24 protein-coding genes and 1 other annotated feature are annotated in these 25,196 nt (G+C 52.4%); of the genes, 9 read left to right on the top strand and 15 right to left on the bottom strand.

Annotated elements, in window-relative coordinates:
* Positions 1 to 86 precede the first annotated feature (86 nt).
* On the top strand, positions 87 to 1,331 hold the full coding sequence (srmB, locus tag CAG64_RS07020) for an ATP-dependent RNA helicase SrmB (RefSeq protein ID WP_040902727.1): 1,245 nt from the start codon (positions 87 to 89) through the stop codon (positions 1,329 to 1,331).
* Positions 1,332 to 1,420: 89 nt separating this feature from the next.
* On the opposite strand, the gene prfC is transcribed toward srmB, so the two are convergent.
* The 5 genes from prfC to ubiT form a co-directional block, all read right to left on the bottom strand.
* Entirely contained in the window at positions 1,421 to 3,007 is a 1,587-nt protein-coding gene (gene prfC, locus CAG64_RS07025) for a peptide chain release factor 3 (RefSeq protein WP_161447732.1), read from the bottom strand.
* 129 nt (positions 3,008 to 3,136) lie between these two features.
* Complete coding sequence (gene rimI, locus CAG64_RS07030) at positions 3,137 to 3,586, bottom strand: ribosomal protein S18-alanine N-acetyltransferase (RefSeq protein ID WP_161447734.1); 450 nt, start codon at positions 3,584 to 3,586, stop codon at positions 3,137 to 3,139.
* A 6-nt stretch (positions 3,587 to 3,592) separates the two neighbouring features.
* Positions 3,593 to 3,991 carry a DNA polymerase III subunit psi gene (locus CAG64_RS07035; protein ID WP_021705653.1) on the bottom strand — a complete coding sequence of 133 codons (399 nt, stop codon included), beginning with the start codon at positions 3,989 to 3,991 and terminating at the stop codon, positions 3,593 to 3,595.
* A gap of 144 nt (positions 3,992 to 4,135) precedes the next feature.
* The gene (locus tag CAG64_RS07040) at positions 4,136 to 4,636 is read right to left on the bottom strand and encodes a GNAT family N-acetyltransferase (protein ID WP_161447735.1); all 501 of its coding nucleotides are present in this window, start codon (positions 4,634 to 4,636) and stop codon (positions 4,136 to 4,138) included.
* Positions 4,620 to 5,147, bottom strand: a complete 528-nt coding sequence (gene ubiT, locus CAG64_RS07045; RefSeq protein ID WP_021705655.1) for a ubiquinone anaerobic biosynthesis accessory factor UbiT — start codon at positions 5,145 to 5,147, stop codon at positions 4,620 to 4,622. The genes CAG64_RS07040 and ubiT overlap by 17 nt, the downstream gene beginning before the upstream one ends.
* A gap of 195 nt (positions 5,148 to 5,342) precedes the next feature.
* On the opposite strand from ubiT, the gene CAG64_RS07050 reads away from it, so the two are divergent.
* The 3 genes from CAG64_RS07050 (at position 5,343) to CAG64_RS07060 (ending at position 9,409) form a co-directional block, all read left to right on the top strand.
* A complete protein-coding gene (locus CAG64_RS07050; protein ID WP_161447738.1) occupies positions 5,343 to 7,382 on the top strand; it encodes a sensor domain-containing protein in 2,040 nt (679 codons plus the stop codon).
* Between the two features lie 113 nt (positions 7,383 to 7,495).
* Entirely contained in the window at positions 7,496 to 8,509 is a 1,014-nt protein-coding gene (ubiU, locus tag CAG64_RS07055) for a ubiquinone anaerobic biosynthesis protein UbiU (RefSeq protein ID WP_161447740.1), read from the top strand.
* A gap of 21 nt (positions 8,510 to 8,530) precedes the next feature.
* Positions 8,531 to 9,409 (top strand): U32 family peptidase, encoded by an 879-nt coding sequence (locus CAG64_RS07060; protein WP_161447758.1) that lies wholly within the window; start codon positions 8,531 to 8,533, stop codon positions 9,407 to 9,409.
* 44 nt (positions 9,410 to 9,453) lie between these two features.
* Here the strand turns inward: CAG64_RS07060 and CAG64_RS07065 are convergent, their stop codons facing one another.
* The 5 genes from CAG64_RS07065 to rpsO form a co-directional block, all read right to left on the bottom strand.
* Complete coding sequence (locus CAG64_RS07065; protein WP_161447742.1) at positions 9,454 to 10,791, bottom strand: MATE family efflux transporter; 1,338 nt, start codon at positions 10,789 to 10,791, stop codon at positions 9,454 to 9,456.
* Between the two features lie 68 nt (positions 10,792 to 10,859).
* Entirely contained in the window at positions 10,860 to 11,270 is a 411-nt protein-coding gene (locus CAG64_RS07070) for a MarR family winged helix-turn-helix transcriptional regulator (RefSeq protein WP_161447744.1), read from the bottom strand.
* A 107-nt stretch (positions 11,271 to 11,377) separates the two neighbouring features.
* On the bottom strand, positions 11,378 to 12,292 hold the full coding sequence (gene nlpI, locus CAG64_RS07075) for a lipoprotein NlpI (protein WP_161447746.1): 915 nt from the start codon (positions 12,290 to 12,292) through the stop codon (positions 11,378 to 11,380).
* A gap of 143 nt (positions 12,293 to 12,435) precedes the next feature.
* The gene (gene pnp, locus CAG64_RS07080) at positions 12,436 to 14,571 is read right to left on the bottom strand and encodes a polyribonucleotide nucleotidyltransferase (RefSeq protein ID WP_021705662.1); all 2,136 of its coding nucleotides are present in this window, start codon (positions 14,569 to 14,571) and stop codon (positions 12,436 to 12,438) included.
* A gap of 284 nt (positions 14,572 to 14,855) precedes the next feature.
* Positions 14,856 to 15,125: a 30S ribosomal protein S15 gene (gene rpsO / locus CAG64_RS07085; protein ID WP_021705663.1), complete on the bottom strand. Its 270-nt coding sequence runs from the start codon at positions 15,123 to 15,125 to the stop codon at positions 14,856 to 14,858.
* A 204-nt stretch (positions 15,126 to 15,329) separates the two neighbouring features.
* On the opposite strand from rpsO, the gene mtnN reads away from it, so the two are divergent.
* The 4 genes from mtnN (at position 15,330) to CAG64_RS07105 (ending at position 18,513) form a co-directional block, all read left to right on the top strand.
* Positions 15,330 to 16,025, top strand: coding sequence for a 5'-methylthioadenosine/S-adenosylhomocysteine nucleosidase (gene mtnN / locus CAG64_RS07090; protein ID WP_161447748.1), 696 nt, complete (start codon positions 15,330 to 15,332; stop codon positions 16,023 to 16,025).
* 15 nt (positions 16,026 to 16,040) lie between these two features.
* On the top strand, positions 16,041 to 16,994 hold the full coding sequence (locus CAG64_RS07095) for a cobalamin biosynthesis family protein (protein ID WP_161447750.1): 954 nt from the start codon (positions 16,041 to 16,043) through the stop codon (positions 16,992 to 16,994).
* Complete coding sequence (btuF, locus tag CAG64_RS07100; protein ID WP_161447752.1) at positions 16,995 to 17,819, top strand: vitamin B12 ABC transporter substrate-binding protein BtuF; 825 nt, start codon at positions 16,995 to 16,997, stop codon at positions 17,817 to 17,819.
* A gap of 73 nt (positions 17,820 to 17,892) precedes the next feature.
* Positions 17,893 to 18,513, top strand: coding sequence for a TRIC cation channel family protein (locus tag CAG64_RS07105; RefSeq protein ID WP_021705667.1), 621 nt, complete (start codon positions 17,893 to 17,895; stop codon positions 18,511 to 18,513).
* A 60-nt stretch (positions 18,514 to 18,573) separates the two neighbouring features.
* Here the strand turns inward: CAG64_RS07105 and thrC are convergent, their stop codons facing one another.
* From thrC to thrA, 3 genes are read right to left on the bottom strand one after another with little or no spacing between them, the layout of a single operon-like run.
* Positions 18,574 to 19,857 (bottom strand): threonine synthase, encoded by a 1,284-nt coding sequence (gene thrC, locus CAG64_RS07110; RefSeq protein ID WP_161447754.1) that lies wholly within the window; start codon positions 19,855 to 19,857, stop codon positions 18,574 to 18,576.
* Entirely contained in the window at positions 19,854 to 20,810 is a 957-nt protein-coding gene (thrB, locus tag CAG64_RS07115; RefSeq protein ID WP_161447756.1) for a homoserine kinase, read from the bottom strand. The genes thrC and thrB overlap by 4 nt, the downstream gene beginning before the upstream one ends.
* Before the next feature lie 16 nt (positions 20,811 to 20,826).
* Entirely contained in the window at positions 20,827 to 23,286 is a 2,460-nt protein-coding gene (gene thrA, locus CAG64_RS07120; protein ID WP_021705670.1) for a bifunctional aspartate kinase/homoserine dehydrogenase I, read from the bottom strand.
* A 31-nt stretch (positions 23,287 to 23,317) separates the two neighbouring features.
* Positions 23,318 to 23,436, bottom strand: a sequence feature (Thr leader region).
* 293 nt (positions 23,437 to 23,729) lie between these two features.
* Here thrA and CAG64_RS07125 point away from each other — a divergent pair.
* Complete coding sequence (locus tag CAG64_RS07125) at positions 23,730 to 24,197, top strand: hypothetical protein (protein WP_021705671.1); 468 nt, start codon at positions 23,730 to 23,732, stop codon at positions 24,195 to 24,197.
* A gap of 8 nt (positions 24,198 to 24,205) precedes the next feature.
* On the opposite strand, the gene CAG64_RS07130 is transcribed toward CAG64_RS07125, so the two are convergent.
* On the bottom strand, positions 24,206 to 24,688 hold the full coding sequence (locus CAG64_RS07130; RefSeq protein WP_021705672.1) for a putative 4-hydroxy-4-methyl-2-oxoglutarate aldolase: 483 nt from the start codon (positions 24,686 to 24,688) through the stop codon (positions 24,206 to 24,208).
* 39 nt (positions 24,689 to 24,727) lie between these two features.
* Positions 24,728 to 25,117 carry a DUF3293 domain-containing protein gene (locus CAG64_RS07135; protein WP_161447760.1) on the bottom strand — a complete coding sequence of 130 codons (390 nt, stop codon included), beginning with the start codon at positions 25,115 to 25,117 and terminating at the stop codon, positions 24,728 to 24,730.
* Positions 25,118 to 25,196 lie beyond the last annotated feature (79 nt).

Below are 25,196 nucleotides of genomic sequence, written 5' to 3' on the forward strand. Positions count from 1 at the left end.
ACCTGTGACCCTACTTAGCAATGGCTTTATACTATGCGCCCTTTAAATTCACTCAACAGCGCCGAATGGCTCGCGGAGACACCACAGTGATCAAAACTTTTGCCGACCTCGATCTTGATCCGAATCTATTGACGGCCATCGAAGAGATGGGCTACTCCCGTCCAACCCAGATTCAGGCCCAAGCCATTCCTGAAGCACTGGAAGGTCGCGACATTCTGGCGTCAGCACCAACCGGTACCGGAAAAACCGCCGCCTTTGTCCTGCCGGCACTGCAATTTTTGAGCGATTTTCCGCGCCGAAAACCAGGACCGGCCCGAGTGCTGATCCTGACGCCGACCCGCGAACTGGCGATGCAGGTGGCCGATCAGGCCCGTGCGCTGGCCAAGCACACCAAACTGAACATTTTTACCATCACCGGTGGTGTTCAGTATCAGGAACATGCGGACATTCTGGCGACCACACAAGACATCGTGGTCGCGACCCCCGGGCGTCTGATGGAATACATTGAGGCTGAGCGTTTCGACTGTCGCGCGATCGAATGGCTGATCCTGGACGAGGCCGACCGCATGCTCGATATGGGCTTTGGCCCAACCGTCGACCGGCTGTCCTCTGAGTGTCGCTGGCGCAAACAGACGCTGCTGTTCTCCGCCACACTGGAAGGCAAAGGGGTGGAAGGCTTTACTGCGGATCTGCTCAAAGAGCCGGCCGAAGTGGACGCCGAGCCGTCACGTCGCGAACGCAAGAAGATTGCCCAGTGGTATCACCGTGCCGACGACATGGAGCACAAACTGGCGCTGCTGAAAACCATCATTACCGAGCAAGCAGAACGCACTATCGTGTTTCTCAAAACCCGCGAACGTCTGGCAGAACTACGTGCTGAACTGGAGAGCGCCCAGATCCCATGTGCCTGGATTCAGGGTGAGATGCCACAAGATCGCCGGAATAACGCCATCAGCCGTTTTCGTAACGGTGACGTCAATGTCCTGCTCGCCACCGACGTTGCAGCGCGTGGTATCGATCTGCCCGACGTCAGCCACGTGATCAACTACGATATGCCGCGCAGTGCCGATGTTTATCTGCACCGCATCGGTCGTACGGCCCGCGCCGGGAAAAAAGGCAATGCGGTTTCTCTGGTCGAAGCACACGACCAACCCATGATGGACCGGGTTGCCCGCTACGTGAAAGAAGACATCAAAGAGCGTTTCATCAAAGAGCTGCGTCCTAAACACAAGAAGCCGGTGTTTAAGAAAAAGAAAAAAGACGATAAGAAAAAGGCGGCGACGAAAAAAGCAACCGGCACCAAAAAGAAAGTGGCGAAGAAAAAGAAGTAACCTCAAACTGAAAACGATAGAAAAGGTGATGCCCATGGCATCACCTTTTTTAGTGTCCAAATCCCGGTCCACAGGCCGGGATGTCGTGCTCAGTGTTCGCGAGTCGCTCGGAACTGGACGTCCGGGAAACGTTCCTGAGCCAGGTTCAGGTTCACCATCGTCGGTGCGATGTAACTCAGGTTATCGCCGCCATCAAGCGCCAGGTTTGCCTGGTTCTTACGTTGAAACTCTTCCAGAGTCTTCGCGTCGTCACACTCAACCCAACGTGCCGTGGCCACATTTACGCCTTCATAGATAGCTTCAACGTTGTACTCCGCTTTTAAGCGCGCCACCACAACATCAAACTGCAGTACCCCCACCGCGCCCACGATCAAATCGTTGTTTTGCAGCGGACGGAACACCTGTACTGCCCCCTCTTCCGACAGTTGCACCAAACCTTTAAGCAACTGTTTCTGCTTGAGTGGATCTTTCAGGCGAATGCGACGGAACAGCTCTGGAGCAAAGTTAGGAATACCCGCAAATTTCAGTGCTTCCCCTTGCGTGAAGGTATCACCAATCTGAATAGTACCGTGGTTGTGCAGACCGATGATATCGCCGGCATAAGCGTTCTCCGCCCGGGAGCGATCGCCGGCCATGAAGGTCACAGCATCGGAAATGTTGATCTGCTTACCCAGTCGCACGTGGTTCATTTTCATGCCCTGAGTGTAGGTGCCCGATACGATGCGCATGAACGCAATTCGGTCACGGTGTTTCGGGTCCATGTTGGCCTGAATCTTAAATACAAAGCCAGAGAACTTCTCTTCGTTCGCTTCTACTTCACGCTCATTTGCCTGACGTGCCAGAGGGGCTGGCGCCCATTCAGTCAGACCATCCAGCATGTGGTCCACACCGAAGTTACCCAGTGCCGTACCGAAGAAAACCGGGGTCAGCTCGCCGCTCAGGAACAGTTCGCGATCAAATTCATGCGACGCTCCCAGAACCAGCTCCAGCTCTTCACGTAACTGCTCCGCCAGTTCGGCACCGATGGCCTCATCCAATTCAGGGTTGTCCAGGCCTTTCACAATGCGCTGTTCCTGGATCGTGTGCCCATGACCTGTGGTGTACAGAATCGTTTCATCACGGTGAATGTGGTACACCCCTTTGAACTCTTTACCGCAACCAATCGGCCACGACACCGGTGCACACGCGATGTTCAGCTCGCTTTCGACTTCGTCCAGAAGCTCCATTGGATCACGAATATCGCGGTCCAGTTTGTTCATAAACGTCACGATCGGCGTATCACGCAGACGAGTAACTTCCATCAGTTTACGGGTCCGGTCCTCAACACCTTTCGCGGCATCGATCACCATCAAACAAGAGTCTACCGCCGTCAACGTACGGTAGGTGTCTTCCGAGAAATCTTCGTGTCCTGGCGTATCCAATAGGTTCACCAGGCACTCGTTGTACGGGAACTGCATCACCGATGTGGTAACCGAAATCCCCCGTTCCTTCTCCATTTCCATCCAGTCAGATTTGGCATGTTGAGCCGAGCCTCGGCCTTTAACCGTACCGGCGGTCTGAATGGCACGTCCGAATAACAGAACTTTTTCAGTAATGGTGGTTTTACCCGCGTCCGGGTGCGAAATGATCGCAAACGTACGACGTTTGGACACTTCACTCAAAAATGCGTTTGACATGGAAATGGTCTTCTCTTGGGCTAACTGGGTGAAAAAAGCCGGCTCCGGGCCGTCAGTTAGCAATGCGATTTAATTTTGCGCGGTATTTTCGCTTATATTGCTGCTCGGGGCAACTTTGGATGGCGACGGTCAGAAAAACAGATAGCTCATGATGATCGCATCTTCGTGACCGGATTGCGTTGGGTAGTAGTTGCGGCGCCGATCCACTTCATGGAAACCCGCTAGGTCGTATAACTGATAGGCTCGTTGGTTGCTCTCGCGCACTTCCAACCAGGCACTGTCGGCGCTCAGTTGCTGACACAACTCAAGAAACCCGTCCAGCAGCATTTTACCGTAGCCTTGTCCCTGACAGGCCGGATCAACGGCAAGGTTAAGCAGCGTGACTTCACCAACAATATTCTGTGCGTAAAAGTAGCCGACGACCTGTTCTTCGGCCAGCAGTACATGATGGCAGCCTCCACGGCTGTTAATATCGCGGATCAAATTGTGTGACCAAGGGTGTGTATGAGCTTGGGTTTCGATCCGATACACCGCGTCAAGGTGTTGGGCGGCTAACGGCATTAAGCGAGTTTGGGTCATGATAATTTACTGATAAGAACAGATTTGCTGCCACAGCGCACGGCGTAGCGTGTTATTGCCATCAATGTCGCTCAACATCGGAGTATGAAGGACGTGAGCATCAATGCCCGCCTGAACATCACATCCGGCAAACCAGATCCATTTCAGATGTTGCTCACTGATAGCGCTAAAATCGTCAGGCAGAATATGCCGCGCCTGTCCCAACTCAAGCTTGATGCTTTTCAACACACGCGCAAACATGGCGGCGGTCTCGCCTCGCGGGCATGAGGGGGCGACCAGCAGCAGCTGACAGGATTCGGGTAAATCCACCTGAGTAGCCTGGTAGCCCGTCAGCCGCTCTGGATGCGTCAACTGCCAGTACTGGATTCCCATTTCGGATAAATATTGAGTCTCGGTGTTGGACATAGTCGTGTTACCTGATGTGAGGCGCTCATCCTATCAAATTAATGGGGAAAAAGTCACAAGCCTTGTGCCTTTCCCTGTCATTGGGCTGTACATGGATGGAGATAACAAAAAAGGGGCTTGAGCCCCTTTTCGACCCGCACCGGGCTATTGCGTAAATTCCGGGCTGTATTCTATCAGGCCACTGCGGTTATTCAGCATGCCCTCGGCCAGCTCACATATCTGAAAAGCGCCGACCGGCACATCCCATGGGCAGCGCATCTGGTATTGTTCGGCGGGTTTAAAACCGAAACGCTGATAATAATCCGGATTGCCCAGTACCACACATACCGGATAACCAAACATCAGCAGAGACTCAAAACCCTCTTTAATCAGGGCAGACGCGATCCCCTGACCACGATGCGCCTTAGCCACCGCCAACGGCGCCAGCCCTTGCCAATTGAGGTCTTCCCCATTGAGCGTCACCGGCGTAAACATCACATGACCAATCACTTCGCCCTCATCGCTGCACGCGACCAGAGACAGCGTCAGACGGCTGTTTTCACGCAAAGACATCACCAATTGCGCTTCGGCATCGGTGTCAAACACAGATTTCAACAAGCGATCGATCGCCAGGATGTCTGCCGGAGCTTCAGTTCGAATAAGCATTCATTACCTCATTTTGTGTTATCGGGGATTGTAAGCCCTTTTGCACAAAATCGGCCAGTTGTTCGAGTAAAATTTGCAGCGTTCTGGGTAATAAATCCAGATCGACGCTGTCCATCAGATTCTTGACTTCCAGTCCCAGCTCCGTGTCTCCCTCAATTGACAAACGCCGCTGAAAAAACAGGGTATCAGGATCTTCTTTCCGCCCGGCGATCAACACCAAGTCATTCAGGTTAGCAGAAAAGCTGACGTCATGCTCCACCGCGCCATCAGCCACCATCAGACGCTCATTCTGATAGCTGACATACCAACAAAGTAGCATATCTTTTATCTCTACTTTCAACCATTTATCTTCCAGAAAATCAAAATCCCCCTCTTCGAGGGATTCTTTAAATACGGTTTTAAGTCCCTCTAATAAGGCTTTTTTTTGTACGATTGGAGGTAATAAGTGGACTGGAGATCGCAAAATTGACGCTGCATTTTGAACTAATTGAGTACGAATCTTGTTAATCACGAGCGTTATCCGTTACTTTGTTGTGAGAATTCCTCATCATAATGGATGTGATAACGTCGGTTCCTGTTGTGTATCAATAAACCCGTATCTAGCTGTGATGCTTGATCTAGCGTGAATCACAGTTATAGTGAATATCATCAACAAACATTACAATCCATGTGAATGAAACAGCTCTTTGGGAGTCGGTAGTACTACATGCCTGCGCAACAATTAAAGCACTGGTTTGCCAAAATAACGGCCCACAGCCCGTTTTTCTTTGCGATTTTGGACAATCAGCATAAGTACGCCGTGGTTAACGATCGCTACTGCGACATTGCCGGACTCAACAGTGAAGAGTTGGTCGGGATGAGCGATGCCCAAGTATTGGGTGCGCAGTTCTATCATCATCTCAGACCGTATTACGAACGGGCATTTCAGGGCGAAACCATTGAGTCCGAAATCACCTTCAGTGAAATCGACCTCGAAACCAGCCTGCAATTCTGCCTGACCCCTGTCGATGACAACGGCACTGTCCGTCATATTCTGTTTCATGCCATCGACACCTCAGAAAAACAACTTCTGATCCGCTCGCTGGAAGAGTCCGAAACACGCTTTTCCACTCTGACCACTCTGTTGCCCGACGGTATTCTGCTGGTCGAAGACGACTGCATTTTGTCCGCCAACCCGGCGGCAGTAAGACTGCTCGGCTTCAACAGCAACAACGAGCTGCTCGGAGAAGAACTGTCAACGTTGTTTATCGATGAGAAAACCAAAACGGTTTTTAATACGCCGTTGGGGCTGTTGCTTGCGGAAGCGCCGCTGGTGTGTCTGACAGGACCGAAATGCGGCTTTGAACGCAAGGTGCAGTTGCATGCCGATGCCGCCACTCTGCTCGGCAGCAACACGCAACTGGTGCTGATCCAAGACGCCGACGAACAGCCGAAGCCATTATCGCTCGCCAAGAGTGAAAACGCCCATACCGACTCGTTAACCGGCCTGTTTAACCGCTTCGGTTTCACCAAACGTCTTGAGCAGTTTATCCAGAATGACACACCGCTGATCATGCTTTATCTGGATATCGACAATTTCAAAAACATCAATGACTCACTCGGTCATCACATTGGTGACAAAGTGATCAAAGAGGTCTCCTCCCGCCTGAAGCGTTTGCTGCCTCAGCACGCAGTCCTTGGCCATCTTGGCGGTGATGAATTCGGCATCATCATTCCCGAACCGGACAACAATCGCATGGCTGAGATGCTCTCCGAGCGCATCATTTCACTGATCAATCAGCCATTCGACCTGCATCATTTCAGCAAACGTCTTGCTTGCTCCATCGGCAGTGTTGCGTATCCGGGCGACGGCAACGATGCACGCATCCTGCTGCAAAATGCCGATACGGCGATGTATGAGGCCAAAGATCGCGGTCGCAATCGCCTGATCCGTTTCAACGATCAGATGAACAAAGAAGCCCGCATGCGTCTGTGGCTCGAGATCGAACTACAAAAAGCACTGCAACAAAATGGTCTCGAGGTGTGGTACCAGCCCAAAGTGAATGCGCGCGATTTCAGCATCAACGGCGCCGAAGCGCTGGTGCGCTGGAAACATCCGGTGGAAGGGTATATTTCTCCGGGTGCTTTCATTCCGGTGGCGGAGCGCGCCGGCTTGATTGAGCACCTTGGCCGCGTGGTAATGCGCGATGTCTTCGCTACTGTCAAACGCTGGAAGCTGCAGGGGATTTTACCTGGACGGGTGGCCATCAATTTGTCGCCGGAGCAGTTCGGCAACCCGAAACTGATCGACTTCATGGAAAAGTTACTGCGTACCACCGAGCTGGATCCGGCCTGCATTACTTTTGAGCTGACGGAAAGTGCGGTCATGAGTGACAGCGAACACACTCTGCAAATGCTCAATGCCATCAAGAAACTCGGCTTTGGTTTGTCGATCGATGATTTTGGTACCGGCTACTCGTCGCTGTCGTATCTGGCACGTTTTCCACTCGATGAACTCAAAATCGATCGCGCCTTTATCAGTGACATTGATACCTTGCCTAAGCAGGTCACTGTGATTGAAAATATCATCAATCTGGGCAAATCCCTCAATCTGACTGTGGTCGCCGAAGGGGTTGAAACCCAGCAGCAGGCAACCTTACTGTCCAATCTCAACTGCAATTCCATTCAGGGCTTTCATTTCTACCGCCCACAACCGAAACACGAAGTGGAAGAGCTGTTCGCCCAGAACCGTCGCCACAAGAACTAACTCCAAATAAGTATTTGAGAAAAAACTGAAGTAAACCTGCCTTACATCAAATCCGCGCTTGATTATCCTTCATAAAATGCCCACCACTTTGAGACAAAGTTTGGTATGAAACGATGGAACTCTTATGCCCGGCCGGTAACCTGCCCGCCCTGAAAACCGCAATCGACTGTGGCGCCGATGCGGTGTATATCGGCTTTAAAGATGACACAAATGCGCGTCACTTCGCGGGCCTGAACTTTACCGGCAAGAAGCTGGATAAAGCGGTACAGTACACCCACGACCATGGCAGGAAAATACACGTTGCGCTGAACACGTTTGCTCATCCGGACGGCTTCCAGCGCTGGACAGATGCGGTAGATCGGGCGGCGGCGATCGGCGTGGATGCATTGATCGTAGCCGACATTGCGCTGTTGGAATACGCCGCCACGCGCTATCCGCACCTGGAGTTGCATTTGTCAGTACAGGCCTCTGCCACTAATGTTCCGGCCATCGAATTCTATCAGCGCAATTTTAAGGTCAAACGTGTCGTCCTGCCGCGGGTACTATCCATTCATCAGGTGAAGCAGCTCTCGCGTAACATCAGTGAAGAGGTCGAGCTGGAAGTATTTGCTTTTGGCAGCCTGTGCATCATGTCTGAGGGGCGCTGCTATCTCTCCTCCTACCTGACCGGTGAATCCCCCAACACCGTCGGTGCGTGTTCGCCAGCGCGCTATGTCCGCTGGCAGGAAACCAGCGACGGACTGGAATCCCGGCTCAACAATATCCTCATTGACCGCTACGGCGCCGGCGAAAACGCCGGTTATCCAACCTTGTGTAAAGGACGCTTTGATGCGGATATCTGCGGTGAAACCAAACGCTATCATGCGCTGGAAGAGCCGACCAGCCTGAACACACTCTCTTTGTTACCAGAACTGTTTGCCGCTAACGTCGCTTCCGTCAAAATTGAAGGGCGTCAACGCAGCCCGGCCTACGTCGAACAGGTCACCCGTACCTGGCGCGCCGCCATCGATCGCTTTCAGGCCAATCCGCAAACATATCAGGTCGATAGCGCCTGGAGTACGGCACTGGCGAACGTCTCCGAAGGCACTCAAACCACGCTCGGTGCCTATCATCGTAAATGGCAGTAAGGAAAAACGATGCAACATTCCATGAAATACGCCCTCGGCCCTCTGCTCTATTTCTGGCCTAAGCAGGATGTGGAGCAGTTTTACCATCAAGCCGCCAGCAGCACAGCGGACATCGTCTATCTCGGCGAATCCGTCTGCTCCAAACGACGGGAAATGAAGCCAGCCAACTGGCTGGCGCTCGCGAAAGCATTATCTGAGAGCGGGAAACAGGTCGTGTTGTCGACCATGGCTTTGCTTGAAGCGCCGAGTGAAGTCAACGTGATGAAAAAGTACATCGACAACGGTGACTTCGCCATCGAAGCCAACGACGTCTCAGCCATCCAGCTGGCGCGTGAGCAAAGGGTGCCGTTCGTGGTCGGTCCGGCGGTCAATGCCTACAATGCGCAGACACTGCGACTGTTTCTTCGCCAGGGGATGATCCGCTGGTGCATGCCGGTGGAACTGTCGCGTGAATGGCTCAACCACACCCTCAGCCAATGTGAGCAATTGGGCATTCGCGGTCAGTTTGAGATTGAAGTTTTCGGCCACGGTTATCTGCCACTGGCCTACTCGGCGCGCTGTTTCACCGCGCGTGCAGAAAACCGGGCCAAAGATGACTGCGAAACCTGCTGTATCCATTACCCGACTGGCATTCAGGTGCGTAGTCAGGAAGGGCAAGCGGTGTTCAATCTGAACGGTATTCAGACTCAGTCAGGCTACTGTTACAACCTGCATAATGACTTACCCGCGATGCAAGGACTGGTGGATGTGGTTCGCCTCAGCCCGCTGGGGCTCGACACCTTTACTCAACTGGATCGGTTCCGGGCAAATGAACACGGCGAACATCCCGAGTCTCTGCCTGACCGCCAGTGTAATGGCTACTGGCATCAACTGGCCGGTTTGGAAGTGCGCAATTTATAACCCCTGAACGACAACAGGCTCTGTATACCAGAGCCTGTTGTGATTTACGCGTTGAGCGGTTTGAGATTGGGCAGCAGCATCTTACGCACATCTTTGTACAGCATCACCGCCACCACCAGACTCAGCGCAATGTTCGACAACGGGAACGCAATCCACACCCCGGTAATCCCGAACAACTTCGGCATGACATAAAGAAACGGCAGTTGGATCAGCATATTGCCTATCATCACAAACATCGCTTTACCTCCCCGATGAATCGCCTGATAGTAAGCCGCCGCCACCACCAAAAAACCGTCCAGGAACAAGGCAAACATGTGCAGTCTCAACGCCGTGATGGTGCTGACAATCAGACTCTGATCGCTGTCGTTGAACACCGATACCACCACGCCAGGAAACAGATTCAGCAGCAATACAAACACCACGCCGCCTAACACCGCACTGCACATTGCCACGTTGAGCAATTTGCGGATATTGTCGCGGTTCCCCGCCCCGTGATTGTAGCTGACCAAAGGCTGCATCCCGTTGGCAATGCCTTCCGCCACCAGGTAGTAGACCGTCACAATGTAGCCAAGGATCGCGTATGCCCCGACCAGCGCAGCACTACCGTACTGAGTGAGTAAACTGTTGTGCAGCGCTACCATCACTGAACCGTACGCGTACATAAAGAAGCTGGAGGTGCCGATAGTAAAAATCGACGGAATCGCCGACCAACGCAGGCGAAAATCAGCACGGGTCAGACGCAGCTTAGCTCGAGATGAGAAAAAATACGCCAGCCCAAGCAAGGTCACCAACAACTGCGCAATCCCGGTGGCCAGCGCAGCGCCGGTCAGTTCCCATTTCAGCCAGACAATGAACACGTAGTCCAGCACGATGTTCACCACCGCCCCCATCACCATCAATAAGGTGGCCAGATTGGGGCTGTCATCATTGCGCAGCAGAAACGGCATGGCGATCGATCCAAGCGTAAACACACACGCGACGATCAGAATATGCAAATACTGCAACCCAAGCTCAAACACGCGCCCTTCCGCTCCCTGCCAGAGCAGAAAGCGATCGGAATAAGCCCATAAAATACCGGCAACCAGCGGCGTCAGCGCCACCAGCAGCATCAACCCGGTCGCGAGGATCGATTTTGCTTCATCCAGCGCTTGTTGCCCCTGCTTAATCGACGCCAGTGCCCCGGTGCCAACCCCAACCAGCATACCAATACCAAGAATAGAACCGATCACCGGCCAGGCCACATTAATCCCGGCCAGGCCGTCAGCCCCGACATAACGCCCAATAAAAATGCCGTCTACGACCTGATACAGGCCGTTCACCAGCATTGCTGCCACGGTCGGAATGGTGTAGCGCCAGAACTGGCGGTAAATGGACTGATTCATAACTTTCACCACAAAAAATTAGCCAGGCTAACTAAATAGACCAAGGCCGCCTTGTCACGGCCTAAGCGTTAACGCATGGCTTTCATCAATAATTGTTCGAGTTGCCGGGCCTCTGCATGGTTCAGCCGCTCGGATACCCGTTTGGCCCAGACCGAGTAGACCTGAGCTTCATTCGAGAGGCTCTCCAGAGCCAGTGCGGTCAATACCACACGTTTAGAACGCGCGTCCGTCAGGCATGGCACCCGGGCTACCAGGCCTTTTCTTTCCAGGCGTTTGACCATATTGGTGGCGGAGGGCTTCGTGACCTCAAGTTCCGCCGCCAAATCGGTCAGACGTATCGGCTCACGCGCGGTCTGAACCACTTTCAGATAGTCGTACTCATTAAAACTCAGCTGCGCAATCGGGTCTTCCTTAGCGTATTTGCGCCATATTTTTGCCGCAAAACGCTCGGTCAGCTCCAGGCTCTTTTCCAGACTCATTCCGTGTTCCAATTAGTTAGCCAAGCTAACTATTCTAGCGACGAACAGCTCAACAGGCAATAAAAAAGCCGCTCGAACGAGCGGCTGATGCGTATTGGGTTTGCAACTTAAGACTGAGACGCCGCTTGTTCGGCCTTGGCCTGCTGCTCGTCGCGAACGTCATTGAAAATACGTTCCAGCTCGAGAAACGAATAGCGATGTTCGACATATTCATAGACATTAAACGACAGTGCCAACTTGTAGAGTGAGATTGCCGATGCGTAATCCCCTTCCTGCTGATTGCGTTTGGCCATGTAAAAATACGTTTCCGTCAGTCGCTGTGCCAACAAGGTGTTGTCACGAGTTTCACTGATGATGGCGCGCAAGGCTTGCTCATCGGACACGTCGCGCAGGACGACGGCCACCAATACCCAGCCCCACTCCTGATTGCGGTTTTGGTAACGAGCCTGTAAATCCTTGCGCGCTTTCTCAGCGTCAAGATCGGACTCGATGATATACAGCCACAAGGCACTGAACGGATCGGCCTGACTGACCTGATATTGCTTTTGCATATCTTCCAGCGCTAAGTCCACCCGGTCTCCGTAGTACAGTGCAATAGCGCGATTGCGCTGTGCATAAGTATTGCCAGGGTCGAGCTCCAAAGTGGAGTCGAAGGCATCGTAAGCACTGTCAAACTCACCGCGCTCGGTGAAGTACACCCCGAGGAGATTAAACACATCCGGCTGGACAGGGTTTAATGCCAGTGACTGCTCAAAGTCGACCCGAGCCAAGTCGCGCAGACCAACGCTGTCGTAGTAGTTACCGCGCTCAAAAAACATTTTTGCTCGGATTTCATCACTCAGATCCGGGCGTTGCAGCAGTTGCGTCAAACGCGCAATCTGGACTTGTTGTTGAAGGTTGGGTTGTAATGCGATGGCCATGGGAGGATAAAGCCACTGGTCTTTGCTGCTATTTCCGACCGAGGCACAGCCAGAGATCACCAAAAGAAAAATGCTTAAGCTAGCGGTTTGAAACCATTTCACAAGTAGAGACTCCTGTTCGCCGATCAGAATAAGGACCGGACTTTCCGCATATAAAAAAGGGAGCAATATGCTCCCTTTATAGCATGCTTTATGCTTTGTGGGTGAAAATCCCGTAAAAGCTAAGCGAAAAACAGATGACTCAATTACTCGGCTTCTGGTGCTTCCGGCGCTGAGTTTTCTTCTGCCGCAGGTTTCTCAACCGCTTCTTTCATGCTCAGGCGTACACGGCCCTGACGGTCGATTTCCAGTACTTTCACCTGAACTTCCTGACCCTCAGACAGGTAATCCGATACCTTCTCAACACGCTTGTCGGCGATTTGAGAAATGTGTACCAGGCCATCTTTACCCGGCAGTACAGTAACGAATGCACCGAAGTCAGCCAGACGCGCGACTTTACCTGTATAGATACGGCCCACTTCCACTTCCGCAGTGATCTCTTCAATACGACGGATCGCTTCTTGAGCTGCCGCACCTTCGGTTGCTGCAATCTTGATGGTGCCATCGTCTTCGATTTCAATGGTTGTACCCGTTTCTTCCGTCAGCTGACGGATAACCGCACCACCTTTACCGATCACGTCTTTGATCTTCTCAGAGCTGATCTTCATGGTGTGAATGCGTGGCGCAAACTCAGAAATATCGTCACGAGCACCTGAAATCGCTTCATCCATGACTGACAGGATGTGCTTACGTGCGCCTTGTGCCTGGTTAAGCGCAATTTGCATGATCTCTTTGGTGATGCCTTCGATCTTGATGTCCATTTGCAGTGCAGTGATACCGGTGCTGGTGCCTGCTACTTTAAAGTCCATGTCACCCAGATGGTCTTCATCACCCAGAATGTCAGAAAGTACAACGAAATCGTCACCTTCTTTCACCAGACCCATCGCGATACCCGCAACAGATGCCTTGATAGGCACACCTGCGTCCATCAACGCCAGAGACGTACCACAAACCGATGCCATAGACGAAGAACCGTTCGATTCAGTGATTTCAGAAACCACACGTACCGTGTATGGGAATTCATCTACAGACGGCATTACCGCAGCAATACCACGCTTCGCCAGTTTACCGTGGCCGATTTCACGACGCTTAGGAGAACCAACAAAGCCTGTCTCACCCACACAGTAAGGAGGGAAGTTGTAGTGCAGTAGGAAGTGATCTTTACGCTCACCCGTTAGCTCATCGATGATTTGAGCATCACGCTGAGTGCCCAGAGTCGCAGTCACGATTGCCTGAGTTTCACCACGCGTGAACAGCGCAGAACCGTGTGTACGAGGAAGAACGCCAGTACGTACGTCTAGCGCACGAACCATGTCTTTCTCACGACCGTCAATACGCGGGTTACCAGCGATGATGCTGCGACGTACTACAGTCTTTTCCAGGTCATGGAAAATAGTGTGGATTTCTTTGGTGTTTGCTTCAGGGTCTTCAGCAAGCAGTACCTCATTTACTTCCGCAGCAATTGCATGAATGCGGTCGTAGCGAGCCATCTTCTCTGTGATTTGGTAAGCTTCAACCAGCTTCGCTTCTGCCAGCTCAGCAATCTTGTTGGTCAGCGTTGTGTTCTCTTCAGGTGCGACCCAATCCCACGCTGGTGTCGCCACTTCTGCTTTGAACTCGTTGATCGCGTTGATCACCACTTGTTGTTGATCGTGACCGTAAACAACCGCTGCCAGCATTTCTTCTTCAGTCAGGTTATCCGCTTCAGACTCAACCATCAGTACTGCAGATTCGGTACCTGCAACCACCAGATCAAGTTTAGACGCGTCCAACTCAGTGTTGCTTGGGTTCAGAACCAACTGACCATCGATATGACCTACGCGCGCGGCACCGATTGGGCCGTTGAACGGGATACCAGAAATAGCCAGAGCAGCAGAAGTACCGATCATGGTGACGATGTCTGGCTGAACGTCAGGGTTTACTGACATTACAGTCGCGATAACCTGAACTTCGTTTTTGAACGCGTCTGGGAATAGCGGACGGATTGGACGGTCAATCAGACGAGCTGTCAATGTTTCGCCTTCAGAAGGACGACCTTCACGCTTGAAGAAACCGCCTGGGATTTTACCTGCCGCGTAAGTACGCTCTTGGTAGTTTACAGTCAGTGGGAAGAAGTCTTGACCTTCCACTGCTTCTTTTTTACCAACAACAGAAACGAAAACTGCGGTGTCATCCATAGTGACCATAACCGCAGCTGTAGCTTGACGTGCAATCACGCCCGTTTCCAGAGTCACCGTGTGGTTGCCGTACTGGAACGTTTTAACAACTGGTTTTTCGAACATTATTATTCCTTGCTCTAAGCTGTGCTTAGATTGAATGTGTTTAGGCTCAGAGCATTACGAATCGCGACTAGTAAAAGCCGTCTAGCGGGCTCGAGGCAGCTTTTAATAGTCGCGACCTTTTGGTCGACGAGGTTGACTGTAATGCCTGAGTATGTAAGAGAAAATCCAACGTTTGGATTTTGCCGTGCGTAGTATAACGGGATAAATGCGGTTTGGCTAAATTTAGCCAACAAAAAAGGGGCTGACGCCCCTTTTTCGTACAAACTGTGCTATGCAGCCACTGATTAGCGACGTAGGCCTAGACGTTTGATTAGGTCTTGGTAACGTCCTAGATCTTTACCTTTCAGGTAATCTAGTAGTTTACGACGACGAGAAACCATGCGTAGCAGACCACGACGGCTGTGGTGATCGCCTTTGTGCGCTTTGAAGTGACCTTGTAGGTGGTTAATAGAAGCAGTCAGTAGTGCTACTTGTACTTCTGGTGAACCGGTGTCGCCTTCGCCTTGTGCGTATTCTGCAACGATTGCTGCTTTAGTTTCTGCATTCAGAGACATAATTCTCTCCTAAAGAGTTAAGTTTATATTTGTGTCAGCCAATCTCTGATTCAGCCGACACGAGGAGCGCGAATTATAGGGGAATCGATATCGCTTAGCAACCGGTTTTCCACCCACCCGACAGATTGCGTATTGGCAGTGATCCGATTCATGGTACACTTTGTTTCAATCCTGTTTTTTCAATTTCATATCAAGAGAACCAGCATGAAAATCGGCATCATCGGCGCGATGGAACAAGAAGTCGCGATTCTAAAAGACGCAATCAGTAACCGCCAGGAAATGAGCAAAGCGGGCTGCACCTTTTATTCTGGCCAGTTGAACGGCGTCGAAGTGGTCGTACTGCAGTCGGGCATCGGCAAAGTCGCGGCCGCCGTCGGTACCACCATTTTATTGGACCAGTTCCAACCGGATGTCGTGATCAATACAGGTTCCGCCGGCGGATTCGACTCAAGCCTGAATCTGGGTGATGTGGTCATTTCAAGCGAAGTGCGTCACCACGATGCCGACGTGACCGCTTTTGGCTATGAAATGGGTCAAATGGCAGGCCAGCCTGCGGCTTTCCAGGCCGATGCTCAATTGATGAACATCGCGGAACGTGCGCTGGAGCAAATGGAAGACAAACACGCGGTACGCGGTCTGATTTGTACGGGCGATACGTTCGTTTGCACCGCGCAGCGCCAGGCTTTCATTCGCCAGCATTTTCCGACAGTGATCGCCGTTGAAATGGAAGCGTCAGCCATTGCTCAGACCTGTCACCAGTTTGGCGTCCCGTTTGTGGTTGTGCGTGCCATTTCTGACGTGGCAGACAAAGAGTCGCCAATGAGTTTTGAAGAGTTCTTGCCGCTGGCGGCGAAAAGCTCCTCAGCCATGGTGATCAAGATGGTGGAGCTGCTGAAGTAATTCACCATCTAAATCATGGAAGATTTATTCAACTCGCTATACAGCAACGGCGCGCTCCTGGTGATGTGGGGCGCATTGTTGTGTCATTATCTACTGCCAATCCCCCGCGATGCCCATCCGGCTAACTTGTGGCGCCGTTTCGCTCAGTTGCTGGCCGACAAAGTCAATACACCGCACAGCCACACACAAAGCGTGATCTCGGGCTCACTCGCTCTGCTACTCATGTTGCTGCCAACCTGGCTGGTACTGTGGGCATTAAAACCGTTAGTCTGGCAACCTCAGTTGTATGAGTTGGCGCTGCTGATACTGGCATTGGACTGGCGCAGCTATGACAAACTCACCCACGAACTGTTACCTGCCCTGGCCAAAGACGAGAAAGCCCAGGCACGCTCCACTTTACAACCGTTCCTCAATCGCGAAACCAGTACCTTGTCCGCCCTTGGGTTGGGTAAAGCTGGGGCTGAAACTCTGATCCTCGGCTATGGCCGCAATGTGGTCGGTGTGCTGTTCTGGTACGCACTCGGCGGTGGAGCGGGTGCTCTGCTGTACCGCCTGGCGGTAGAACTGTCACGCGTCTGGTCTCCGTCCCGCGCAACCTTTTCGCCGTTTGGCTTACCCGCGATTCGCCTGGTTGCCGTGCTCGATTTTGTCCCATTGCGCCTGCTGGCACTGCTCGTCGTGCCTGGACAACGCGGTCTGTCGACCTTCCAAACCATGCGTGCTCAAAGTGTCAGTTGGCCGCTACCCGGACCGGGCTGGTTGCTAACATCACTCGGTTCAAAGCTGGAGCTGGCGCTTGGCGGACCGGCCATCTACGATGGACGTAAAACGGTACGGGCCAAAATTGGTGGCCGAATCGCGCCCGCGGCCATTCACCTCGCCCAATTGCAGAAATTTATTGCCTGGCGCATTCTGATCTGGATCGTGACCGAAAGTGTGATCCTGGCCGTTATCTATCAGGGATTCTAAATGCACAAACTGCTGGCGCTGAGCGCCCTTTTACTGTTGTCGACTTCGCTGGCGGCCAAACCAGCACAGCGAGTGATCGCACTCGCTCCACACGCAACGGAGCTGGCCTGCGCAGCCGGACTGTGTGACCAACTGATCGCCGTCAGTGCGCACAGCGATTACCCAACGCAGGTCGCCAGACTCGAGCATGTATCCAATTACCAGGGGATAAAAATCGAGCGCATCATCGCGCTCAAACCCGATTTGATCATCGCCTGGCCTGCCGGCAACCCACAGCGCGAACTCGACAAGCTCAAGCAATTTGGTTTACGCATCTATTATTCACAGACCCATACACTGGAAGACATCGCCCGCAACATTGAGCAGCTGAGCGAGTTCAGCGCAGACCCTCAAGTGGGTAAAACCGCCGCCACTCACTTTCGCCAGCAGCTTGCGGAATTAAAACAGCGTTATCAGACGGCAACGCCTGTACGTTACTTCTATCAGTTGAGTGAAAAGCCAATCATCACATTGGCTCAGGGCAGCTGGCCAAGCGAAGTGTTTCGCTTCTGTGGCGGAGAGAACGTCTTTGAACGCAGCGCAACCCCCTACCCTCAGGTCGGGCTGGAACAGGTGATCGTCGCCAAGCCCGAGGTCATTTTTACCTCTGAGCACGCGATTGAAAACGGGAACATGTGGCAAGAGTGGGCGGCGCAGTTGCCCGCAGTCCAGAATCAACACATCTGGGCACTGAACGCCGACTGGCTCAACCGCCCCACACCACGAACCCTCAATGCGATCCGACAAGTGTGTGATCGATTCGACTCTGTCAGACAAAAGCGCTAACGGGAGTCAGGCGGAATGCGTAGAATGCCAGCCCTATTTTCTGTTCCTTCTATCAATAGCAATGGTGAGTAACATGGATTCCATGCTGCTTTATTTCACCGATCTGTTCGGTACCGCGGTATTCGCAATTTCTGGTGTTCTGCTTGCCGGGCGGCTGAAAATGGATCCGTTTGGCGTGGCGGTGTTGGGCAGTGTGACCGCCATTGGCGGTGGCACCATCCGCGACATGGCGCTCGGAGCGACGCCAGTCTTTTGGATCAAAGACACCAACTATTTGTGGGTGATTCTGATCACCTGCTTACTGACCATGTTAATCGTCCGCCGTCCTAAACGGCTGCCCTGGTGGATTTTACCCGTGTGCGATGCCATTGGTCTGGCGGTGTTTGTGGGTATCGGGGTCGAAAAAACCATGGCCTATCAGGATTCGGCTCTGGTTGGCATCATCATGGGCGTGATCACGGGCTGTGGTGGGGGCATTATCCGTGATGTACTGGCACGCGAAGTGCCGATGGTGCTGCGCAGTGAGGTGTATGCGACAGCCTGTATTATCGGGGGCATTTTCCACACTACCGCGCTGGCGATGGGCTATGACAGCAACACCGCCTTCATGTCCGGTGTGCTGTCAACTCTGCTGATTCGACTTGGCGCCATCCGTTGGCACTTGTCACTGCCAACCTTTGCCCTCAATCGCTGACGCCTTTAAGGCAATAAAAAAGGTCGCCTGAGCGACCTTTTTTATTGCCTTGAACGTGGATCAGTTCTGCACGCGACGTAAGACCGCTTTTAGCGCGTCAAAGTCGTTATCAAGATCTTCAGACAGCAGCGCCATGGCCGCGTGCTTAGCAAGCGGTGCGGGCAACTCTATGTCGGACGCGAGGACCTCATCGACCACTTCTTTGAATTTGGCTGGGTGCGCGGTACACAGGAACAGACCCGTTTCACCCGCTTGCAGTTGCTCGTCCAACACACGGTAGGCAATCGCACCGTGTGGCTCACATAAGTAGCCTTGCTCAAACAGCGTTTTCACCGACTCTGCACTCTGTGCATCAGATACTGCGCCTTTACCCAGCGTTTCCAGGCCCCACTCTTTCACCCGACACAACTCTTCAATACGCGGCCAGTTGTTTGGCTGGCTGACGTCCATCGCATTCGAGGTCGTCGCCACGGTCGGCTTCGGATCCCACTGACCGGTTTGCAGATAGCGTGGCACGGTATCGTTCGCATTGGTCGCTGCAATGAAACGTTTGATCGGCAAACCCAGCGCTTTGGCTAGCAAACCGGCCGTCAGGTTACCAAAGTTACCGCTAGGTACCGACACCACCAGATTCTCACGTTCAGCTTTGCTCATCTGCGCCGCCGCTTCAAAATAGTAACAAATCTGTGCCATCAAACGGCTGATGTTGATCGAGTTAGCGGAGTTCAGACCGATTTCTTCGCGCAGCTCTGCATCGTCAAACGCTTGCTTCACCAGAGCCTGGCAAGCATCGAAATCGCCGTCAATCGCGACGGTGTGGATGTTTTTCCCCAGCGTACAGAACAGTTTCTCCTGCAGCGGGCTGATTTTACCTTTCGGATACAGAATCACCACATTTATGTCTTCCATACCGTAAAATGCGTGCGCCACCGCAGCACCGGTGTCACCTGACGTCGCCGTCAGGATGGTGATCTTACCCCCATTGGACACCGCCGCCAGTGACTGCGCCATGAAGCGGCCTCCGAAGTCTTTAAACGCCAGTGTCGGACCGTGGAACAGCTCTAATGCGTACACACCATCTTTGACCGCTTTGATCGGCGCCGGAAACTGAAATGCTGCGTCGACCATGGCATTGACCTGTTCTTCACTCAACTCATCACCGATCAACGCCGACAGAATCTTGGTGCTGCGAGTGACAAAATCGTCCGCCAGCAGCGCATCAATATCGTCAAACTGAGGCAGTTGTGACGGGAAAAATAGCCCTTGATTACGGCCTAATCCTTGGCGAACGGCTTGGCCAAAGGAGACTTGTTCATCATTTTCTTTTATGTTGTAAAGCTTCATAGCTCACTTCCTGTTACTTTTGAGCCCTGTTTGTCGAGACGACAAATATGGACGAATCCTTCTTCATTCTGTACGTAATGCTGTTCCAGCCAGCGGGCAACCCGTTCGGCGACATCTTTATCTTTGCAGATACTGAACAGGGTCGGGCCACTGCCGGAAATACCAGTCGCCAGCGCACCAGCGGATGCCGCGTATTGGCGCGCATTGGCAAAGCCTGGCAGCAGTTTCTCACGATACGGTTCCGCGATCACGTCTTTGATCATCTTCGCGGCGAGCTCAGGCTGATCGGAATGGCAGGCGTGAATGAACCCCGCCAGATGACGGCCGTGGGCGATGATATCCTGACGACGGTACTGAGACGGCAAGATCTCACGTGCCTCCGCGGTGGAAACCTTGATCCCCGGATAAGCCATCACCCAGTACCAGTCATCGAAACAGGGCACTGACTGACTGATGATCCCCAGCTCTTCCAACATCAGTTGCACCCCCCCCAGATAGCAAGGTGCGACGTTGTCGTAATGTACCCCGCCGGAAATCTGCCCTTCCATTTCGCCCATCAGCGCCAGCAACTCGGTCTCATTGAGCGGCTCAGAGTGAAAGCGGTTTAACGCATCCAGCGCCGCAACAATTGAGCAGGCACTCGACCCCAGCCCTGAACCGATCGGCATGTTCTTTTCCAGCGTCATGGCGACCGGTTTCAGGCTGACGCCTTTTTTATCCAGCTCACGAGCAAAGACTCGCCAGCAATCGTACACAATATTGTCTTTGGGGTTGTCCGGCAATTTCGCTACAAAGCGACCTGCGGTTTGCAGGCTGAATGCCTCTGAGCCTGCGCTGACGGCAACCCGGTCCCCGAGCAAGGTGCCATCTATCGGGGACACCGCGGCCCCCAACACATCAAATCCTACGCTGACGTTGCCGATTGAAGCCGGTGCGTAAACGACAACATCCATCTCACTACTCATTCCGTTAAACCCCTAATTTCCATCCCAACGTCCGCATAACGTCCGCAAATACCCCAGCCGCAGTGACCTCTGTACCGGCACCGTAACCTCGCAACACCAAAGGAATAGGGTTGTAGTAACGGCTGTAGAAGGCCAGCGCATTTTCACCATCTTTAATTTTGAACATAGGATCGTTATCATCGACCGCCGCCATACTGACGCGACATTGACCGTTGCTGATTTCACCGACGTAACGCAATACTTTGCCATCAACTTTGGCTTTGGCCGACAAGTCACTGAAGTACGCATCCGCGTCGGGCAGACGAGCCATGAACTCGTCCACTGAACCGGAATCATCAAAACCCGGTGGCAGCGCCTGATCGACGATCACGTCTTCCAGCTCCAGAGCCATGCCCGCTTCACGTGCCAGGATCAGCAGTTTACGCGCGACATCCATACCCGACAAATCATCGCGGGGATCCGGCTCAGTAAAACCGTTGTCTTTGGCAATTTGCGTCGCCTGACTAAGCGTCATACCTTCATCCAGCTTACCAAAAATGTACGACAATGAGCCCGACAAAATGCCGCTAAAGCGTTCCAGTTCATCGCCGGCAGAAATCAGGTTTTGCAGGTTCTCAATCACAGGTAACCCTGCTCCTACTGTCGTCTCATACATCAGCTTACGACGCGAGCTGCGTGCCACATCGCGTAACTGATGGTAGTAAGCCATGCTGGCGGTGTTGGCTTTTTTGTTGGGCGTCACCACGTGGAAACCGGCGGCAAGGAAATCTGTGTACTGGTTTGCAATCGCTTCACTTGACGTGCAGTCGACCAACACCGGGTTGATGATGTGATTACGCTGCACCAACGCAATCAGACGCGCCAGGCTGAACTCTTCTGTCGCGCTGTTCATCCTATCGCGCCAGTGCTCCAGCGGTAGCCCTTCGCTGTCGAGTAACAGCCCTTTGCTGTTGGCCAGACCACACACGCGAATGACGATGCCTTTCTCCTGCAGCTTGGCTTGTTGTCGCTCGATCTGGTCCACCAGCTCGCCGCCCACGCCGCCAACGCCGACCACAAACACATCAAGGAAGTGTTTGGAGTTGAACAGATTCTCGTGACACGCTTTGACCGCTTCCGAGATCTTATCCTCCGGAATCACGGCAGAAATGGCACGTTCCGACGATCCTTGGGCAATCGCTACGATGTTGACGTTGACTTCCGCCAGAGATGAGAAGAAACGAGAGGCGACGCCGCGAGACGTGCGCATTCCATCCCCGACCAGCGTGACAATGGATACGTTATCGATAAAGTCGACCGGCTCTAACAGGCCGTCTTTCAGCTCCAGCTCAAAAGCGTCGCTGAGCGCGCGCTGCGCCAGTTGCTTATCCTGCGCTTCAATACAAAAGCTAATGCTGTATTCAGACGAAGATTGGGTGATCAGCACAATCGACACACCGGCAGAGGACATGGCGCCAAACACACGACTGGCCATGCCGACCATGCCTTTCATGCCCGGACCAGAAACGTTGACCATGGTCAGATCGTTCAAGGTGGTGATGCCTTTGATTGCCAGATTGTCTTCCCCGGTATCCTGGCCGATCAGCGTGCCGGCGCCTTGTGGGTTGAAACTGTTTTTGATCAGACAGGGAATATGGAACTGAGCAATCGGGGCAATGGTTTTCGGGTGCAGTACCGACGCGCCAAAGTAGGACAATTCCATCGCTTCCTGATAGCTGAGCGATTTCAGTAAGCGCGCGTCATCCACCAAACGGGGATCACAGTTATAGACGCCATCTACGTCAGTCCAGATTTCGCAGCAGTCCGCACGCAGACACGCGGCCAATACCGCCGCCGAGTAATCCGACCCGTTGCGGCCCAGCGTCACCAGCTCACCTTTTTCATTTCCCGCGGTAAAACCCGGCATGATGTTAACGTGGCCTTGCGGCAAAGGCTGCTGACGGAAATTGTGAGTGGAGAGGTCGACATCCACCATGGCTTCCAAATGATCGCCACGCGCCAGCAGGTAGTGAACCGGGTCAATCAGGCTGGCTGGCTGACCTTTGGCTTCCAGTACCGCCTTCATCAGTTGAATGGAAACGCGTTCGCCTTTACTGATAATGCGCGCATTGACATTGTCCGGGCACATGCCCAGTAAACTGATGCCATGAACAAACTGGCGCAGCTGAGACAGTGAGGTTTTGACCTGATGATCAAATGCGTGGCCGTCCAACGCAGGCAGCACCTGCTTGATGTCCTGGAACAAATCGCGGAACGAATCTTCCAGCTCGGCAATCTGCAGATCCGCTTCACCGTTGCGCAGCGCGCCCTCGATGACCGCGACCAGCTTGTTGGTGGTTTTTCCTGGCGCCGACAAAACGACGGCCACTTCTTCCTGTTGTGCATTGTTTGCGATGATGTCTGCAGCACGCAGAAAACGGTCAGCATCGGCTAATGATGAACCGCCAAACTTTAATACTCGCATCCCTTCCTCTCCAAATATTGAAAAATCGGTATAAAAAAAGGCCTGTATCTGGTGGGATACAGGCCTTTTTTTGAATTTCTTTCGCTCAGCAGCCTGCCCCAACATCGGTGGTGTCGGTAATAATAATGGTGGTGGTCATTACGGTATGGCTGTTGAGAATCATGGTTGAACGTCGTTATACATTGTTTATGTGTTTGCGTGTTTTTAGTCTTACCGCATTTAAATACCCTGAGTCAACTATAAGTTGCAATCTTTTCAGCCAAACCGAGCTTTTCCATTCTTTGCACTTGATCCAAATGTTATGCATTGGCGCTCGAATAATCACCAGCCAACGCATATAGTAATAACTATTCGCTATATGATTCTGAGTAGACGTTGAAGTAATTTATGCTTTAATTAGCTTTACGCAGTGGAACTAACAAATGAAAAGCAGGGAGAGCTTTATGAACAAGTGCATCATGATCATGCTGTTGTTTTTTAGTTCTTTCGTTGCAGCGACAGAGTTACCGCCACTTCCGTCGCAACTCAATCAATCCCCGCACCGCCTGTTTATTTCGACAGAAAAAGATCCGTCCGGTTTCGACAGCTGGACAATTGATAGCGGTTATTCCTATAACCTGTTTGATAAGATCGATCTGTACGTTGGTGCCCGCATCGATAACTCCAACGACATCAGTCAAAGCGGTTTTATGAGTGGGGTCAGTTATCAGTTTAACGATCGGGTATCGGTGAAAAGCACCCTGCATTCCCATAAGTTCAAGGAAGAAACCAACAGCCAGGTGATCGATACTCAGTTGTCCGCAGAAGTCTCCAGCCGAGTCAGGCTGACAGAAAACCTCGATTTGCACGCCACCGTTGATTATCAACAGTGGCAGCAAGGGGTCGAAGTCGGATTGGGTTTCCGCTTCTGACCACCAGCTCATACATCAAGTTTATCTTTCGACGTTAAAACTCCGTTCCAGTCGGCATAGATGTAATCCCCAGGCTGAATCATCTGATTTTGGATGGTTAACGTGACATTGATATCACCTGCACCACGTTTTTCCGTTTTGAACGGGTTGGCGCCTAACGCTTTCACGCCCAGTTCCATTTCCGCCAGCATCCCCACATCGCGCACCGCGCCATACACGATCACGCCTTCCCAGCCATTTTCGATCGCTTTGATGGCCAGTTGGTCACCCAAAAGTGCATGTTGGCAGGAGCCATGTCCGTCCACCACCAACACTTTGCCGTGCCCGTCCTGCTCAAGCATTTCTCGTACTTTCGAGTTATCGTGGTAGCAGCGAACCGTGGCAATTTCACCCCAAAAGGCGTGTCGACGCCCGTAATTTTGTAACGGTAGATGAATCAGTGTTACCTGTGATTCATATTTATCGCAGATATCGGGGGTTATGTCTTTCATTGTTTCCTCCATGACATTCTCGTATTCCTTGTACGGTGTTCACTCACAACAACGGCTTGTCAGTGCTCCTAAATGTTCCTTTTGCGTCCCCTGGCACGAGAACAACAGCAGCTCACCATCACGCACATAATAGATGGCATTCTGGGCAAATTCTCTTCCCAGAGAGAGCGCCTTGACCAGCGGCAGTGCTGCGGCGAAACTCTCCTCCGCCCAGCAAAACTGTGCGTCTCCGACCAACACCGACACGTATGAATAATGCCGAAGTCGGCGCTCTAACGCATTATTTTTTATACGGTTATATTCGTTTGACATCAGTTGGCTGCGCGGGTTCCATGCGGTAATGATCGCAAACTCCCGACACGTCAACTCTCGAGAAAAACGGAAAAAAGGCTCGCGATACGCTTGCCACATTTTGGTATCAATCTTCATATCTGTAGTAATTTTACATTCAAGTATTACTATTAATATTTGTTACATGTGAACTCTTGATATAAATCAACAAAGTGAA

The organism is Vibrio sp. V38_P2S17PM301, from assembly GCF_009904845.1.
Classification (GTDB): domain Bacteria; phylum Pseudomonadota; class Gammaproteobacteria; order Enterobacterales; family Vibrionaceae; genus Vibrio; species Vibrio proteolyticus.

Bases quoted from the DNA above. Each gene is read 5' to 3' on its own strand.
- prfC (WP_161447732.1), bottom strand. From the start codon at position 3,007: ATGTCAAACGCATTTTTGAGTGAAGTGTCCAAACGTCGTACGTTTGCG.
- rimI (WP_161447734.1), bottom strand. From the start codon at position 3,586: ATGACCCAAACTCGCTTAATGCCGTTAGCCGCCCAACACCTTGACGCG.
- CAG64_RS07035 (WP_021705653.1), bottom strand. From the start codon at position 3,991: ATGTCCAACACCGAGACTCAATATTTATCCGAAATGGGAATCCAGTAC.
- CAG64_RS07040 (WP_161447735.1), bottom strand. From the start codon at position 4,636: ATGCTTATTCGAACTGAAGCTCCGGCAGACATCCTGGCGATCGATCGC.
- CAG64_RS07050 (WP_161447738.1), top strand. From the start codon at position 5,343: ATGCCTGCGCAACAATTAAAGCACTGGTTTGCCAAAATAACGGCCCAC.
- ubiU (WP_161447740.1), top strand. From the start codon at position 7,496: ATGGAACTCTTATGCCCGGCCGGTAACCTGCCCGCCCTGAAAACCGCA.
- CAG64_RS07060 (WP_161447758.1), top strand. From the start codon at position 8,531: ATGAAATACGCCCTCGGCCCTCTGCTCTATTTCTGGCCTAAGCAGGAT.
- CAG64_RS07065 (WP_161447742.1), bottom strand. From the start codon at position 10,791: ATGAATCAGTCCATTTACCGCCAGTTCTGGCGCTACACCATTCCGACC.
- CAG64_RS07070 (WP_161447744.1), bottom strand. From the start codon at position 11,270: ATGAGTCTGGAAAAGAGCCTGGAGCTGACCGAGCGTTTTGCGGCAAAA.
- pnp (WP_021705662.1), bottom strand. From the start codon at position 14,571: ATGTTCGAAAAACCAGTTGTTAAAACGTTCCAGTACGGCAACCACACG.
- rpsO (WP_021705663.1), bottom strand. From the start codon at position 15,125: ATGTCTCTGAATGCAGAAACTAAAGCAGCAATCGTTGCAGAATACGCA.
- mtnN (WP_161447748.1), top strand. From the start codon at position 15,330: ATGAAAATCGGCATCATCGGCGCGATGGAACAAGAAGTCGCGATTCTA.
- CAG64_RS07095 (WP_161447750.1), top strand. From the start codon at position 16,041: ATGGAAGATTTATTCAACTCGCTATACAGCAACGGCGCGCTCCTGGTG.
- btuF (WP_161447752.1), top strand. From the start codon at position 16,995: ATGCACAAACTGCTGGCGCTGAGCGCCCTTTTACTGTTGTCGACTTCG.
- CAG64_RS07105 (WP_021705667.1), top strand. From the start codon at position 17,893: ATGGATTCCATGCTGCTTTATTTCACCGATCTGTTCGGTACCGCGGTA.
- thrC (WP_161447754.1), bottom strand. From the start codon at position 19,857: ATGAAGCTTTACAACATAAAAGAAAATGATGAACAAGTCTCCTTTGGC.
- thrB (WP_161447756.1), bottom strand. From the start codon at position 20,810: ATGGATGTTGTCGTTTACGCACCGGCTTCAATCGGCAACGTCAGCGTA.
- thrA (WP_021705670.1), bottom strand. From the start codon at position 23,286: ATGCGAGTATTAAAGTTTGGCGGTTCATCATTAGCCGATGCTGACCGT.
- CAG64_RS07125 (WP_021705671.1), top strand. From the start codon at position 23,730: ATGAACAAGTGCATCATGATCATGCTGTTGTTTTTTAGTTCTTTCGTT.
- CAG64_RS07130 (WP_021705672.1), bottom strand. From the start codon at position 24,688: ATGAAAGACATAACCCCCGATATCTGCGATAAATATGAATCACAGGTA.
- CAG64_RS07135 (WP_161447760.1), bottom strand. From the start codon at position 25,117: ATGAAGATTGATACCAAAATGTGGCAAGCGTATCGCGAGCCTTTTTTC.